Genomic DNA, 13,126 nt, shown 5'->3' with positions numbered 1-13,126 from the left:
CTATGCACGCAAATCCCATAACCCCAAGACTCTATGCCGTCTCTTCTCCGACCGCCTGCCAAGGAGGCAGAGCACTCCCCCCTTCGACTCCGCTGGCACCCCGTCGTAAGAGGCGACGGCGCGGATGCCCCCGAACTTGCAGGGCCGCCCGTCGCCACCTCGCGGCAGCCACTCTCGTGGTGTCCATGCACCTGGTCGACGGCGGCTACACCTCCCTGGCGCACCTGGAACAGGCCGGGCGCGAACACCGGATCGCCCTCGTCGGACCGCTGCCGGTCAGCTCCACCCGCCCTGCCCGGTCCGGGCGAAGCGCACCACGGCCCGCGATTTCGCGCGCACCGTGGGCTTCCCGCCACGCGAGCTGCTCGAAGGCCAGCCGCGCAACCGTACCGAGCAGCAAGAACCTGCGCTCCTGGCGAGCTGCCGGCTGACACCCGCAGCCATCAAGGTCCCCGACAGAGTCAAGATGAGTCGTCGAGTGCGTTCCACCGACTACGGCTGGTGCCGCTGGGCAGGCGCGCATCCATGGTGCGGGCGTGTTCGCGCAGCATGTGCAGCAGCGAGCGCAGGGCAGGAGGCATCGGCCTGGCAGCGGACCAGGCGAGCACCGCGGTGCAGGGGAAGAGGTCTGTGACCATGACGTAGCGGACCGCTGGCCGGGGCACGAGTTCCCTGGAGCTGTCGGGGATGAAACGGATTCCCTGTCTCAGGCTGACCAGGGTGACGCAGGCTTCCAAGCTTTCCGCCGCATGGGGCGTATAGCGCACCGGAGTGCCGTCGGGCCGCGGGTCCGCGGCCCAGAAGGCGCGCCACTCGGGGCGTGTGTGCGGCGGGAAGCCGATGATGGGCAGGTCGGCTAGTTCCACGAGGGTCACGGCTTCGCGGTCCGCCAGCGGGTGGGTGTCCGGCAAGCACACGTACCGCGACTCGGTGCCGAGCCGAAATGAGCGCAAGCCCTTCGCCACGGGCTCGTAGCACACGACGGCGTCCAACTGGCCGTCCAGGACACCGCTGGCATGGTCGACGTAATCCATCTCGCGCCACTCCACTTCCGGGCCGGGGCAGCGCTGCGTTCTCATCGAGTCGACGAGCACTCGCAGAGCGGGCAGAGCGGAGAGGTACGAGCCGAGTACGAGGCTGCCCGCAGACGAGGCGGCCTCCGCCTCGGCGGCCCCGCGCAGGTCGGTGACGGCGTCGACGGCGGCCCGGACCCGCGGCAGCAACGCCCGTCCTGCTTTGGTGAGTTCGACGTGGCGGGTCGTTCGTTCGACGAGCGCCACGCCCAGGCGCTCCTCCAGCGCGCGTATCTGGCGGCTGAACGCGGGCTGGCTGATGAACGTGCGCTCGGCCGCGCGGCCGAAGTGCAACTCCTCGGTCAGCACAAGGAACAGACGTAACTGATGCGTGCTCGGGTCAGTCGTCACAGGTTCCCCTTCCAGGCGCGGACTTCCCACCCATACGGCCAGGGTATCAATCCCGCCCTCACCTGCATCAAAGAACTCTTCCCGGATCATCCGACACCGGCAAAAATGAATAGCGGAAACGAGCCGAAAAGCAAAGGGGATGAACGATGAACTCTTAAACCGGCCATGCCCCTGGAGGGGCATAGCCATCGGCGTTACGAACATTATGGGAATGGCCGAGGACCACGCCACGGCGATACTGCCCTGGCGGTCGGCCATGAAAAACGATCAGGGATCGATTTCTCCGGTCGGAAGGGAAACGGGAGATCATGCAGAAGAGCAACAAGCGGGTCGCCTTGGCCGCGTGCGGGTTACTGCTGTCGGCCGGTGCTCTTACGGGCGGTGCCACCCCTGCCGCGGCGGCCACCGCGGCGCAGGGTGGGGCCGATGTTCAGGCCTGCTACGACAGCGCGAAGGCATATTTCAAACCGGCGGGGTCATACGCCTACCCGACCGGAAGCGGCGTGCTCACGACCACGAGCAACTGCGCTGGCATCAGCATCAGACCCAACACCAGCCGCTACGTCAAGGTGTGCTTCCTGCCGAGTTCGGGAGGTTCCACCTGCCAGAGTTCCTACACGCTAGCCACCGGAGATGAGTGGACCGTGATCTCGGCCAACGTCTCGAACGGCACCCGCTTCTGGTTCCATTTCAAATCGGACGCGCAGTCCACGGGGAGCTTCGCCGCCTGAAGGACCGCCTGTCTGCGGCGTCGGACCCATCATGGTCTGTGCACCTAGCCGTCGTTGTGGGGGGTGGGCGGCGCAGGCCGCCCACCTCCCGGGCACCACACTCCCCGATCAGGTTGGGATGACGCACTGGGCGGGCAGCTCACAGGAAGGGCCGGTCGTCGTCAGCCGGTTCGACAAGGACCGCATCCAGGTGACACCACTGGGGTTCGCGCCCGAAGTCCTGGCGCTTCCGGGCCAGGCCCTCGACGGCTCGCAGCTGGAGAAGGTCAGTGCCGGGGAGAAAGTGACCCTGCTCCTCATGAGTCCTGGGGACGTCTGCGAGCTCACCCCCCTGACGGCGGATACTGCGTCCGGGGAGAGAGTGCCGTACAACCTGTCCCTGGACCCCGCCCGCCTGGACGCACTGCGACAGCTGGTGGCCGGCACGGCAGACAGAAAGACTGCGAGCGTTGATCCCGCCGCGGCCATCCGGATCGTCGCGCAGAAGTAGGCCGCCTCCGAGTCCGGCGTCCGGGGCTTCGACCTGTCCCGGCAAGGGCGAGGTTGTGCATGTGGGCAATGCTGCTGGCGGCCCAGAACAAGCCCTCGCCCTCCAGCCGGCAGTCCCGCAGGAACTTCCAGTTCTTCATGCGGGCGAAGGCGTGCTCGACCCGAGCCCGGACGCGCCGGTGGGTGGTGTTTGTGTTGTTCCGGCCGGTACCGGGTGGGCACCAAGGTGCCGTCCACGATGAGACCTTGCTGACGGCCTGGCTTGCGCCTGGCCGTAGCCAGGGCCGGCAGCGGGCCGTGTCGGCTGATGACTCGGCCGACGGCCGCCGTGGTGATGGGGATCAGCGAAATTGGTTCTGACCGGAGTTCCGTGAATCCCCAGGTCAGCGGCGGGAACGCAAGATCGTTTCTTCGGAGTGTTGTCCTCCGTGACGGTCAACGTGGTCGAGGATGTGCTGTTCGCCGGGCTGGGTGTGCGAGTGGAACGCGTCAGTCCGGCTCCGGACGGGCTTGTGGTGGAGGCGGTGCCCACGAGCCCGTCCGGGCCGGTGCCCGGACTGCCGGCGCCGGGCGAGCCGGGTGCACAGCTCGTACCAACGACGGCTCTCCGAGCGGCCGGTCGGGTCCCAGCGCGTCGTCGTGCGGCTCCGGGTCCGGAGGTACTTCTGCAGGAACTGTTCGCGGAAGACGTTCGCCGAGCAGATCGACGGCCTGACCGAGCGATATCGTCGCTCCAGCATCGGGCTGAAGGGGTGGCTGCGGTCCATCGCGGCCGAACTCGGCGGCCGTGCCGGCGAACGGCTCTGTCGACGATTACGGCTGGCAGCCGGCCGGACTCGGCTGCTGGACCTGCTCGAGGCACCGCCAGTGCCGGAACGGTCCCCGCGGGTGCTGGGCGTCGACGAGTTCGCGTTCCGCAGAGGCTGCACCTACGGCACGATCCTGGTTGATGTTGAAGCCGGGACAGTGGTGGACGTGCTGCCCGACCGCACCTCGGAGACGTTCGCCACCTGGCTGCGACAGCACCCCGGGGCCGAGATCATCTGCCGGGACCGGGCCTCTGCCTACACCCGCGCGGAAGGAAGCCGCCCCCGGCGCCCTGGAGGTCGCCGACAGGTGGCATCTGCTTCAGAATTTTTCGGCCGCGGTGGAGAAGACCTGTCACCAACACCGCCTCTGCCTGCGTAAACGGGCGGATGAGGAGTCCGGGGAGAAGCCTCCGGAGCCGAAGCCCATCGAGCTGCCGCCGGCCGGGCTGCCCAGCACGCAGATGATCGAGCGGACCCGCCACCGTTACACAGACATCCACCGGCTTGTCGACGCAGGCTGGACCATCAGCGCCATCACCCGCCGCCTGCACCTGGACCGCAAGACGGTCCGGCGCTTCCGCGACACCGACCTCGACGAGCTCCTCGCCTCCGCCAACTACCGGCGCCCAAGGAACGTGCTGAAGCCGTTCAAGCCCTACCTCAACGCTCGCTTCACCGATACATCAGGCGAGGTCAGCGGCAGCCGACTGTTCCTGGAGATTCAAGAACGCGGTTACCGCGGAAGCCGCGTCGTTGTCCGCTGGCACCTCGCCGCCCTCCGAGAAGGAACCGCCGAACCCATCCGCGCAGACATCCCCAGCCCTCGCAAGATCACCTCATGGATCATGCGGCCCCGCGAGACACTCACCGAGAGCCAGGAGGAACGACTACTTCAGGTCCGGCTCGCCTGCCCGGACATCGCCCGGGCCTGCGACCTCGCCCGCACCTTCGCCGACCTCGTCCGCCACCAGCGTGGACACTTCCTGCTGGAGTGGATCCGCCAGGCCGAACAGGACGCCCCGAAACCCATGAGCGGCTTCGCCGGCTTCCTCCGCCGCGACCTCGACGCCGTCACTGCCGGACTCACCCTGCCCTGCAGCTCAGGCGTCGCCGAAGGCCACGTGAACCGGGTGAAAACGCTCAAGAGAGCAATGTATGGCCGGGCCTTCTTCGAGCTCCTCCGGACCCGGATCCTCACCTGATCATGGCCTTCACGCAATCGCGGGTCAGAACCAATTTTCAAGGAGCCCTATCAGTTGAGATCGCGAACCACGGCGCCGGCTGCCGCATCGTGAGATTGGTGCGGCAGTACACCGCCACCAGCAGCACCCGGTCCTCAAACGTCAGCACCCACGGCCGACCCGGCCTGTCCGGGCCGAGTGCCTTGGCGTCCGCACGGCGGGCCGCTCGCACCAGCCGCTGGAACTGGTGCGAGCGGAGCCCGGTCAACACCTCTACGAGTTCCCGGTGCTGAGCGGAGATGGTCTGCCACGCCCGCCGCCCCGCTGCCGGTCACCACCCCAGTCCAGCCAATGCTCTTCACCCAGTGCACCTGTTTGAACCGTCGGTACTCCTGCCGCCGGCGCCGAAGGGCCTTCCGCGCCCGGTCCTCCGCAGCGGCATCGCCGGCCGCGGCAGTCAGCCCCTGACACCGGAGGGCACTCGCCAGAAACCGCCGCACGTCCTTTAATCACACACTTTCGGGGGACACCACTGCCGACGGCCCCTGCCCTAGCATTCTCACCAATCGCCGCTCATGCGATCGCATATGAGAATCGGCGATCTTGCATGGCGACCGTCCCTCATCTGGATCACGTCGCCCGACGTGGGCCCCGAGAGCGAAGGAACGAGGTCACTTCATGGTGTTCGACAACAGCGTCCCCGCCGGAAGTATCGAGGGTGTGCAGTGGGTCAAGAGCAGTGCGAGCGTGGGGCAGGGCAACTGCGTGGAGCTGGCGAAGCTGCCCGGCGGCGAGGTGGCGATGCGTAACTCGCGCTACCCCGACGGCGTGGCCCTGATCTACACCCGCGAGGAGATCGTGGCCTTCCTGAAGGGCGCCAAGGGGTCGGAGTTCGATCACTTGACGGTGTGATGCCCTGAGGCTTAGGCCAAAGGTTGGTGGGGCGGGCATCCAGCCTCCAGACTGGGACTGTCGTTCGTGTCAGCCTCTCAGCGGGAGTCTGGATGTCCGCCGTTCCCAAGTCCGGGGAAAGCGCCGCCGGTTCGGTGATCGCCTTGAAGCGCGATCCGAAACAGGCCGGTGCGGCACGCCTGTTGGGCGACCAGCTCCGGCGACTGCGGCAGGAGCGCGGCCTGGGCCTGAAGGACGTGGCCCCCGTCATCCGGGGCTCGGTGTCCAAGGTGAGCCGGCTGGAGCGCGGAGAGAGCCCGCCCAAGGACCGCGACATCCACGATCTCCTGCAGTACTACGGCGTATCGCCCGAGCTGGCGCGGGAGATCGAAGGCCTGGTGCAGCAGACGCGCAACGAGGAGTGGTGGCAGCAGTACCTCGACGTCACGCCGGGCTTCCTGAAGCGGCTCATCAGCCTCGAGGGCACGGCGGCGCGGATCCGCACCTACGAGACGCACGTGGTGCCGGGCCTGCTGCAGACACAGGCCTACGCCCGCGTCCTGGTCGCCGCCGCCATGCCGGATGCCACGGAGGAAGAGATCAAGAGGCGGGTCGGCCTGCGCGTCGGCCGGCAGCGCATCCTCGACGAATCCCGCCCCTCGATCGTCGCCCTGCTCGACGAGGCGGTCCTCCACCGCCGCGTCGGCGGCCCCGAGGTGATGGAGCAGCAGCTCGCACACCTCCAGGAGCTCGCCGCGCGCGACCGCGTCAACATCCGCGTCGTGCCCTTCGACAGCGGGGTGGACGTGACTCCGGCGTATCCCATCACGCATCTGCACTTCGACGACGGCGGCCCGGCGGAGCTGGTGTACGTGGAGCACATCGACAGCGCCCAGTACCTGACGCGGCCCAAGGAGATCGACCAGTACCGCTACGTGCTCGACCGGCTGATGGGAGCCGCCGCCCACAGGGACGCGAGCAACGAACTCCTCTCCTCGGCGATCGAGCGATGCCGGGGCCGCCGGCCCTGACGCCGCCGGGTGCGCGTCCGCCCGGTGCGCGCGTCCACCCGGCTCCCACCAGGCTCCGCGCGGTTCAGACCCGGGCGAGGCCGCCCCACTCCACCCAGTCCGGAGGGCGGAGTTCAGCCGGTGGAGGCGGGGAGTCCGGGCGCCAGTCGATGACGTCGACGAGCCCCGGATCGAGGACCTGGAGCCCCTGGAAGTACGCCTCGACCTCGCCGCGCTCGCGTACGCGCCCCCAGGCGCCCCCCGTCTTCTCCGCCATCAGCCGCGTCACGTTCTCCCGTACGGCCGGGTCGTCGCTGACGAGCTGACAGATGACCACGAGGTTCCCCGGCCCCAGGGCCCGGAGTTCGTCCGCCACCCGGCGGACGAGAGCAGCGGGGTCGCGGTCGTCGTCGGTGTCCGGGATGCAGTGCAGGACCGAGACGAACAGTGCCGCGGTGCGACGACCGGGCCGGACGAGCCGTCGCGTCTCCGCATGGCCGAAGATGCGCCCGGTGTCCCGCATGTCGGCCTGGATCACGGCGGTGTTGGAATTCTCCTCCAGCGCCGTGCGGCCGTGCGCGAGGACCATCGGGTCGTTGTCGACGTACACCACGCGACAGTCCTTGTTGATGCGCTGGGCGACCTGGTGCACATTGTCCTGGGTCGGCAGCCCCGACCCGTGATCGATGAACTGCTCGACACCGTATTGCTCGACCAGCACCCTGACGATACGACGCAAAAAGGCCCGGTTGTGCCGGGCCAGTGATTGTGAGCTGGGCGCGAACTCCAGGAGCTGGGCACACGCCTGCCGGTCGGAAAGATAGTTGTCGACTCCCCCCAATAACCAGTCGTACATACGCGCGACGCTCGGTGTGTGCACATCCACAACGGGAGCTTCGTATTTCTCTCTGCGGACCATCCCCGTCCCCCTTCGACCGTGATCGGTCCCGCTTCGATCGAAGTGCTCATGCTAGAGAGGGCCCATTGCCGGGGGTAGTCCCCCGTTAGAGGGCTTCACGGCCCACCGGGTGGATTTCGGACCACGCGCGGAGAAATACCGGACGGGGGTGGCGGCCGACGGGGCCGGATATGAATCCGCAGGTCAGCGATGTGGGGTGGGGCGCCGGGCGATCGGCCGGGTCGTACCGACCGCCGGCTCGGGGCATGGGGCGGGCACGACACTGTTCATGGCGGTCCCGGCCGGCGTCGGCCGGGCGTATGACGTGGCTTGTTCCCGCCTAGAGGAGACCGGCGGTGGCATCCGCCGTTCCGGCGGACCGGGCGGCGGCGATGCAGGCGTAATCCAGATCCTCCCACAGGCCCCGGACGAGCTCGGGCCCGGCGCCCAGGCCCACCGCCAAGGCGGCTGTCGTGGGCCAGTCGGGCAGGTCCCGGCCGGTGAGGACACCGGCGGCGGTCGCGGCGCACAACCCCGTCGAGCGAGCGATCTCCGGGAACGAGGGGCAGCCGGCCGCCAGGTGCAGGCCCCGCAGCGCGTGGCGGAGATTCCGGCCGGCGTCCGCGGGGGACAGCCTCGAGGCCCGCCGCATGCCCTGCGCGGCCTCCCAGAGGATGCGCGCCTCCTGGGGCCGGCCCCCGAAGATGGTGGTCAGCGTGTGCGCGATCGACCACACGGGCACGTGGTCCCCGCTGAGGATCCGGCGCACCTCGGCCGGAGCGAGATCGGCCTGCCGTGCGGCCTCCCGCACGCCGACCCCCGAGCGCTCCCGCAGCACGGACAACGCCTGCCCGAGAGCACGCGGGCGCACCGCATACTCCCCTTCTTCCTCTTCTTGTTCCTGCTCGCGGAGGACCGCCGCCTCGCTGGCAGTCCCCTTCTCGACCCCGGCCGCGAGGCGGAGGAGTCGGATCTCGCTCCAACGGGCCCGTGCGGACGCCTCGCTGACGCCGCCGGCCGCGCCGATGTCCCGCCACGACATGCCCTCGAGTCGCGCCTCGTGCACTGCGGCACCCGCGTAGGAGCGGGCGAGCTCCACGATCTGTTCCGCCAGGATCAGGCGAGTGCTCAGAGAGGCGAAGGAGTCCTCCGCCGCCTCCAGTCGCCATGCAAGGTCGCGCAGTTCGCGGGCCGTTGAGGCCCCGGAGGGCAGCATGTCCACGGCCGGGGGCCGGTGCCGGCCGCGAGCCCGGTCGCGCTCGGCACGCCGCCTGCACGTCACGTCGCAGTAGTCCCTCGGCCTGCCGGCACCGGCCCGACGGCCGACCTCCTTGCCGCACGCCCCGCACGTCCGCTGCTCCGGCCCCTGCCCCTGTCCCTGCGACGCCCCCATCCGCACCTCCCCCACCAGTCCTCGCTCACGGTGGGTGGGCGGACGCCTGACGGCCGACCGCCCACCCGGGTCATGTCAGCCGCGGCGGATGCTCACCAGCGGTACGGCAGAACCGGACGCCCCCGTGTGCGCCCCGCCCAGCACCTGCGGTAACCATTCCGGCAGGGGTCCGCCGGTGACCGCCCAGAGGCCGAGAACCACCAGCATCAGGGCGAAGTCCGCGGGCAGATTGAACTCCCATGCCCACGGGGGCGTTTTCACGCTACCGGGGCGAGGCATGCTTGACTGAGGTAGGACCGGGGACGTGGTACGACGTCCGCGGTCATTTCGCATGGCCATTGCTTTCCTTCCTCGGGAAACGGCCATCGAGAAACGACCCTGGGTTGCAGCCCAGGGTCGTTTCATGTGACGACAGGTTTCATGACGGCCGTAATCCCGACGATACAACCTGCGCCCTCGCGTTCACGACCTTTACAGAAGGACGAGAAGATCGTTCTCGCCATGCAAACGGTGGCAGCCATGCAAGCCAATGAGCACGCCTCAGGGCCCGGGTCAAGGGAGTTGACGCCATCACATCAAAAGATTTCGCCATCCCGCCCCAGAGGCCACCGCCAACGCCCCATAGGCGAAACCAGATTGCCCAACCTCGATCAAGTTCGATCATTCACGGAAGCCGTCGAGTGGGCCTCGACTGCATCAACCATCAACTACAGTGCGAAGGGGCCATAAAAGTACACCCGTGTGAGTGAAGGGCCCCTGTGGCGAAATATCAGTTCCGCTTGCGCGCGCACGGGCAGATGCAAAAAATAGCAAATCGCATTCGCGTAGACAAACGCCTGGAGCAAAGCTCCGGCACCCGCATCACCTGCGCAGAGGCACCCCCAAGCGGTGCGCGTCCCTCTTCGCCGACGCGCGACAGACCGTATACCCCGCGTGCCCCAACTCCCGCGGCGCCCTGACGCCTCCGTGAGGAGATCGTTTTGTGCCGTGTGCGCTGGTCCCAACCGTGGAAGGTGACGATGTACGCGATATCGCCGGGCGACGACGGATCCGAGCTGCGCCCGCTCGAGCCGTGGCAGGCCGAGGAGTTCCTGGCCGGCCGGGGGGGCCGGTCGGCGTTACCGCGAGGTGACGGGGAGGAGGCCGCGCTCGCCGAATACCTTCTTGGCGACGAAGGTCGCGTTGAGGGCGCGGGGCATGCCGCAGTAGACGGCGGAGTGCAGGAGAGCTTCGGTGATCTCCTCCGGGGTGAGACCGACGTTGAGGGCGGCGTTGATGTGGACGTCCAGCTGCGGTTCGCAGCCGCCCAGGGCGGTGAGCATGCCGAGGGTGACCAGCTGACGGTCACGGGGGGCCAGGCCGGGACGGTCGTAGATGTCGCCGAAGGCCCAGGCGACGACCTGGTGCCCGAGCTCCGGGGAGATGTCGGCCAGGGAGTCGATGACCTTCTGCCCGCTCTCCCCGTCGATGCGGGTCAGTACGTCCATGCCGTGGTCGAAGCGCGCCTGGCGGATCTCGGCGGTGGTGGCGTTCGCGGTCATGTCTGCTCCGTTCCTCGCTGCCCTGGCAGCAGCTGTTCGATCAGGTCGGCCCCGCTCGTAGCTCCCTGTGCGGGAGGGCGTTTCCGCCGGCCATGAGAAGACCGTAGGACTTGGAGCGTGCTCCAGGTCAAGCTTCGGCGCCGGGCGACGGGCCGGGGTACGAAGGCGGGCCCGGCGCCACCACGTCGCCGGGCCCTCGATGTCACGAAGTGCGGTCAGGTCACCATCGGTACCAGCGTCCCCGGCCGCCTCCGGGGCCGGCGGACCGCATGACGAAGCCGAGGAGCCAGATCACCAGGACGGCGACGGCGACCCACCACAGGACCTTGAGCGCGAATCCCGCGCCGAAGAGGAGCAGGGCGAGGAGCAGGACGAGAAGCAGGGGAACCATGGATATCAACCTCCGAAATGACGTGTTCCCCGCGTTCCCGCACGCACACCAGCGCTTTTCATCGTGACTGTTGTTCGCGAATGCTCTCGTTTACGTGGCGATGGCCGGGGCAGCTGATGCGATACCGCACCATGACCGAGGAGAAAGGTTGCCCGATGAGCGCGAGCGAGAAGGCCAAGGCCTCAGCCGAGCAGGTCAAGGGCAAGATCAAGAAGGAAGCGGGCCGCACGGTCGGCAATGAGAGCAAAACCGCGGAGGGGCAGGCCGAGAAGTCGAAGGGCGATCTTCGCGGAGCCAAGGAGAAGATCAAGGACTCGCTCAAGGACTGACCGGAGTAATTGCCCCGGACGGACGAGCGAAAACTCGGAACTCTCCTTTCCGCGCGGCGGACGAGCGGCTGCTCGTCCGCCGCGCGGACCTCTTTCGCACGTCTGTCGCCGCCGCGGCACGGCGTACCGGAAGCACTCGAACGGGTGACCGCATGGCGAGGCGTGCTCTCTGTGGGCATGCGTGGCGAGAGGACTCGTGGAACGGTGGTGGCCGTGCGTCCGCGGTCAGCCGGCGGCGCGAATCCGCGATCCGCGGAAGTCTGGTCGTTCGCCGAGGGATCGGAGATCCATGGCCGTCATGCCACTGACCAACCTGACGGAGTACGAGGAAGCCATCGCCAGGGACACACCGGTGGTGGTGAACTTCTGTGCGACCTGGGCACCTCGGTGCCGGGCCATCACTCCGGTCTTCGAGAGGCTCTCGGAGCTGCCCGAGTTCGCCGACACGGTCGGCTTCTTCAGGGTGGACCTCGACGAAGCGGCCGACGTCGCCCAGAAGGCGGGCGTCGGCCCCGTTCCCGTCTTCATGGTGTTCCACAACGGCACCAGGCTCTCCGAGGTGGTCGCTCCAGCCCCGGACGCGTTGCGCGAGCTGGTCGGCTGGGCGAGCGCCGTCGGATCCGGGCACGGGCCATGACCCGCGTCACGCCCCCGGCCCGCGGGGGATCACGCCGGTAGCCGGCCGCTCCTCCGCGGGGGCCACCAGGAACCCTCCGTGACCATCGAAGCGGACCTCGTACACCGCGTCGAAGCCGTCCGCCCGACGAGGTCTGCGGAGCCGCTTCAGCGTCGCGTACACGCCGATGTCCGGCACGCGCTCCGGGCCTTGCCGGGCGGCGTTGCGGGCCAGCGCGTCCTTGACGTCGGGCGGGAACCAGTAGGCGACGACGCGGGCGTCGTACGCGCGGCCGGCCGCGACGAGGGGCGCCCATTCGTGCGGTGAGGGGTTGGTGTTGTCGACCACCACCGGCACGCCCTCCGTCAGGGCCTCCTCGACCAGGCGCATCTGACGGCGCTGTCTGTGCCGGGCCCGGCGGAAGAGATCCTTGCTGACCAGCGCGTGGGTGCCGGAGAATCGGTGGGCGTAGAACGTCGACTTCCCCGACGCCTGAAGGCCCACCAGCACGACCAGCTCCGGTCGCGCGTCGCCCTCATCGGGCCCCACCGTCATCGTGATCTCCTCCTGCGCGATCTGCGCGACCTCTGTGGTCCGGTGCCCGGGCCGGTACCGGGCTGCGCAGATGTACGCGGAGTTCATCAACGGCGACGCGGCGGGACAGGACTTCTCCGGCATCGTACGGGCCGTCCACCGGCGCTCGGGCCTCTCGGAAGCCTCCACCCCTCAGAACGGAACCCGGCATGACCGCGATTCTCACTCGTGCGGTGCTCGCGCCGGCCGATGGAATCCGGCACCAAGCACCGACACGCTCAGTACGGGTGCCGGTTCGGCTTGTTCGTCCACGCGTCGTAGGCGTGGGCTCCGATTTCGGGATGCAGCTGCTCGATCTTGATCCTGCGCTCGTCGAGCGGCTTCCCGAAGTCCTCATACTGGAACGAATCGTCGAAACCGATGCGCCGGGTGTCCTCCAGGGCGCAGCTGAAGTAGACGGCATCGATCCGGGACCAGTAGATGGCGCTCATGCACATCGGGCACGGAGCGCCGCTGATGTAGATGGAGCAGCCCTGGAGCATGCGTGCTCGCTCGGGCACGGGATCCGGTGAGCCTTCGGGACGGGTGACGTATTCCAGGGTGCTCTCGTTCTGATGCTCCTCGGCGATCGACGGCGCCTCGGGGTTGAGGCACTGCACGGCCTTGCGGATGGTCTCGACCTCGGCATGGGCCGTGGGGTCGCCGGTCAGGAGGACCCGGTTCTGGCCACGCGCGATGATCTTTCCGTCACGGGCGATCACTGCGCCGAAGGGGCCGCCCCAGCCGTTCTCCACGGACTCGGTGGCAAGGCGTACCGCCTCGGTCATGAGTTCTTTGTGTTCCATCACGGAGTCTCCCATCGGCGTCGATTCCCGCTGCGGAGGGACCC

General features: G+C 68.3%; 16 protein-coding genes and 3 pseudogenes. 9 read left to right on the top strand and 10 right to left on the bottom strand.

From position 1 onward, the window contains the following. Positions 1 to 461: 461 nt before the first annotated feature. Positions 462 to 1,682 (bottom strand): LysR family transcriptional regulator, encoded by a 1,221-nt coding sequence (locus J1792_RS13710; RefSeq protein WP_242645903.1) that lies wholly within the window; start codon positions 1,680 to 1,682, stop codon positions 462 to 464. Positions 1,683 to 1,732: 50 nt separating this feature from the next. Between J1792_RS13710 and J1792_RS13705 the strand changes: the two genes are divergently transcribed. Next, entirely contained in the window at positions 1,733 to 2,155 is a 423-nt protein-coding gene (locus tag J1792_RS13705; RefSeq protein ID WP_207247336.1) for a hypothetical protein, read from the top strand. A gap of 118 nt (positions 2,156 to 2,273) precedes the next feature. Further along, positions 2,274 to 2,645, top strand: a complete 372-nt coding sequence (locus J1792_RS13700; protein WP_207247335.1) for a hypothetical protein — start codon at positions 2,274 to 2,276, stop codon at positions 2,643 to 2,645. 37 nt (positions 2,646 to 2,682) lie between these two features. On the opposite strand, the pseudogene J1792_RS34015 reads toward J1792_RS13700, so the two are convergent. After that, positions 2,683 to 2,835 (bottom strand): annotated as a pseudogene (locus J1792_RS34015) (IS5/IS1182 family transposase); the annotation flags it as partial. A gap of 259 nt (positions 2,836 to 3,094) precedes the next feature. On the opposite strand from J1792_RS34015, the gene J1792_RS13695 reads away from it, so the two are divergent. Then, a complete protein-coding gene (locus J1792_RS13695) occupies positions 3,095 to 3,832 on the top strand; it encodes a transposase family protein (RefSeq protein WP_242645902.1) in 738 nt (245 codons plus the stop codon). Then, entirely contained in the window at positions 3,792 to 4,655 is an 864-nt protein-coding gene (locus J1792_RS13690; RefSeq protein WP_207247333.1) for a transposase, read from the top strand. Before J1792_RS13695 ends, J1792_RS13690 begins: the two co-directional genes overlap by 41 nt. A 55-nt stretch (positions 4,656 to 4,710) precedes the next feature. Here J1792_RS13690 and J1792_RS13685 read toward each other — a convergent pair. Beyond that, a pseudogene (locus J1792_RS13685) lies at positions 4,711 to 4,935 on the bottom strand (transposase family protein); the annotation flags it as partial. Positions 4,936 to 5,312: 377 nt separating this feature from the next. Here J1792_RS13685 and J1792_RS13680 point away from each other — a divergent pair. Beyond that, the gene (locus J1792_RS13680; protein WP_086571713.1) at positions 5,313 to 5,546 is read left to right on the top strand and encodes a DUF397 domain-containing protein; all 234 of its coding nucleotides are present in this window, start codon (positions 5,313 to 5,315) and stop codon (positions 5,544 to 5,546) included. Between the two features lie 92 nt (positions 5,547 to 5,638). Then, a complete protein-coding gene (locus tag J1792_RS13675) occupies positions 5,639 to 6,556 on the top strand; it encodes a helix-turn-helix domain-containing protein (protein WP_086571714.1) in 918 nt (305 codons plus the stop codon). Between the two features lie 64 nt (positions 6,557 to 6,620). Here the strand turns inward: J1792_RS13675 and J1792_RS13670 are convergent, their stop codons facing one another. From J1792_RS13670 to J1792_RS13660, 3 genes are all read right to left on the bottom strand, one after another. Next, the gene (locus J1792_RS13670) at positions 6,621 to 7,454 is read right to left on the bottom strand and encodes an SAM-dependent methyltransferase (protein ID WP_086571716.1); all 834 of its coding nucleotides are present in this window, start codon (positions 7,452 to 7,454) and stop codon (positions 6,621 to 6,623) included. A 319-nt stretch (positions 7,455 to 7,773) separates the two neighbouring features. Then, positions 7,774 to 8,826, bottom strand: a complete 1,053-nt coding sequence (locus tag J1792_RS13665) for a helix-turn-helix domain-containing protein (RefSeq protein WP_207247332.1) — start codon at positions 8,824 to 8,826, stop codon at positions 7,774 to 7,776. A 75-nt stretch (positions 8,827 to 8,901) separates the two neighbouring features. Beyond that, the gene (locus tag J1792_RS13660; protein ID WP_143587725.1) at positions 8,902 to 9,087 is read right to left on the bottom strand and encodes a hypothetical protein; all 186 of its coding nucleotides are present in this window, start codon (positions 9,085 to 9,087) and stop codon (positions 8,902 to 8,904) included. A 758-nt stretch (positions 9,088 to 9,845) separates the two neighbouring features. On the opposite strand from J1792_RS13660, the pseudogene J1792_RS34010 reads away from it, so the two are divergent. Next, positions 9,846 to 9,923, top strand: a pseudogene (locus J1792_RS34010) (GNAT family N-acetyltransferase); the annotation flags it as partial. Between the two features lie 21 nt (positions 9,924 to 9,944). Here J1792_RS34010 and J1792_RS13655 read toward each other — a convergent pair. Next, positions 9,945 to 10,367: a carboxymuconolactone decarboxylase family protein gene (locus J1792_RS13655; RefSeq protein ID WP_179198963.1), complete on the bottom strand. Its 423-nt coding sequence runs from the start codon at positions 10,365 to 10,367 to the stop codon at positions 9,945 to 9,947. Between the two features lie 220 nt (positions 10,368 to 10,587). Continuing rightward, a complete protein-coding gene (locus J1792_RS13650; RefSeq protein WP_086571720.1) occupies positions 10,588 to 10,758 on the bottom strand; it encodes a hydrophobic protein in 171 nt (56 codons plus the stop codon). A gap of 155 nt (positions 10,759 to 10,913) precedes the next feature. On the opposite strand from J1792_RS13650, the gene J1792_RS13645 reads away from it, so the two are divergent. Next, positions 10,914 to 11,087 carry a CsbD family protein gene (locus J1792_RS13645; RefSeq protein WP_086571721.1) on the top strand — a complete coding sequence of 58 codons (174 nt, stop codon included), beginning with the start codon at positions 10,914 to 10,916 and terminating at the stop codon, positions 11,085 to 11,087. Between the two features lie 289 nt (positions 11,088 to 11,376). Beyond that, positions 11,377 to 11,724: a thioredoxin family protein gene (locus J1792_RS13640; protein WP_086571723.1), complete on the top strand. Its 348-nt coding sequence runs from the start codon at positions 11,377 to 11,379 to the stop codon at positions 11,722 to 11,724. Positions 11,725 to 11,730: 6 nt separating this feature from the next. Here J1792_RS13640 and J1792_RS13635 read toward each other — a convergent pair whose 3' ends face one another. Together J1792_RS13635 and J1792_RS13630 are read right to left on the bottom strand one after the other, a co-directional pair. Further along, positions 11,731 to 12,426 carry an AAA family ATPase gene (locus tag J1792_RS13635; protein ID WP_307842979.1) on the bottom strand — a complete coding sequence of 232 codons (696 nt, stop codon included), beginning with the start codon at positions 12,424 to 12,426 and terminating at the stop codon, positions 11,731 to 11,733. A gap of 89 nt (positions 12,427 to 12,515) precedes the next feature. Further along, on the bottom strand, positions 12,516 to 13,082 hold the full coding sequence (locus J1792_RS13630; protein WP_086571748.1) for a nucleoside deaminase: 567 nt from the start codon (positions 13,080 to 13,082) through the stop codon (positions 12,516 to 12,518). Between the last annotated feature and the right edge of the window lie 44 nt (positions 13,083 to 13,126).

Origin of the sequence: Streptomyces triculaminicus (genome assembly GCF_017349075.1) — a bacterium.
Lineage (GTDB): Bacteria > Actinomycetota > Actinomycetes > Streptomycetales > Streptomycetaceae > Streptomyces > Streptomyces triculaminicus.
Note: the sequence above shows the minus strand (reverse complement) of the source record. Positions and strands in the feature narration are given on the sequence as shown.